This window comes from Burkholderia sp. HMSC10F09 (assembly GCF_001806955.1).
Taxonomy (GTDB): domain Bacteria; phylum Pseudomonadota; class Gammaproteobacteria; order Burkholderiales; family Burkholderiaceae; genus Burkholderia; species Burkholderia multivorans.
The window spans coordinates 1-1143 of sequence record NZ_KV786918.1; the positions used below are offsets into that span (position 1 = coordinate 1).

The 1143-nt window shown below is 70.8% G+C and carries 1 protein-coding gene and 1 pseudogene; both read right to left on the minus strand.

Annotated features, from left to right (window positions below):
• Nucleotides 1-930, minus strand: a 930-nt coding sequence (locus tag HMPREF3115_RS26640) for a CheR family methyltransferase (RefSeq protein WP_070556799.1), incomplete at its 3' end; no start/stop codon positions are given.
• A 3-nt stretch (nucleotides 931-933) separates the two neighbouring features.
• Nucleotides 934-1143, minus strand: a pseudogene (locus HMPREF3115_RS32910) (methyl-accepting chemotaxis protein); the annotation flags it as partial.

Consider the following 1143-nt stretch of genomic DNA (forward strand, 5'->3'; position numbering starts at 1 on the left):
GGCGTCGGCCGGCATCGCGGGCGCGCCGCGCGGGCGTGCGCCGCCCGCCGCATCGCGCGTCAGCTCGTAGACGGTCTGCCCGCGCAGCCGGAACGCCTGCGTCACGTACGTGAAGTTCTCCGAGTGGCCGGCGAACAGCAGCCCGCCCGGTTTCACGAGCGGCTCGAAGCGTGCGAGTACCTGGCTCTGCGTCGGCTTGTCGAAATAGATCATCACGTTGCGGCAGAAGATCGCGTCGAACGGCTTCGCGATCCCGTAGTCGGCATCGGTCAGGTTCAGCTGCTCGAAGCGGATCATCGCGCGCAGTTCGGGCCGCACCTTCACGCGGCCCGCCTGCGCGCCCGTGCCCTTCAGGAAGAAGCGCTTCAGCCGCTCCGGCGACAGATGCTTGACCTGATCGTAGGTATAGATGCCGGCCTCGGCCTTCGCGAGCACCTGCGTGTCGAGGTCGGTCGCGAGGATCGACGCGCTGCGCGCCGCCGATTCGCCGAGCGCCTCGATCAGCGTGATCGCGATCGAGTACGGCTCCTCGCCGGTCGATGCCGCCGAGCACCACACCGCCACCGGCGCCGCACGGCCCTTCACGAACTCCGCGAGGATCGGGAAATGGTGCGACTCGCGAAAGAACGCGGTGAGGTTCGTCGTCAGCGCATTCGTGAACGCTTCCCACTCGGCCGCGTCGTTCTCCTGTTCGAGCAGGTCCAGATACTCGCGAAACGAGTCGAGCCCGCGCGCGCGCAGCCGCCGCGCGAGCCGGCTATACGCCATGTCGCGCTTGTGATCGGACAGCGAGATGCCCGCACGACGATGGATCAGCGCGCGGATGCGCGCGAAATCCGCGCCCGTGAACGCGAAGTCGCGCCCCGGCTCGCCCGCGCGAGGCGCGGCATCCGGTGCATCGGGTCGAAACGGCACGCGCGCGGCCTGCATGATTTAGAAGGTCTCCCAATCGTCGTCGGACGCGCCGGCCGTCGCCAGCGCCGGCTTCTCGCCGTTCAGCGCCGGACGCACGAGCGCGGGCTTCGCGGCCGGCTTGTCCGCCGGTGCGGCCGCCTTCGCGACGCGCGGCCCGTAGCCCGACGCGGCCGGCGCGTCCTTCGCCGCCGGCGTGCGCGCGGCCGAGTCGACGGCCGTGCGGGCGGC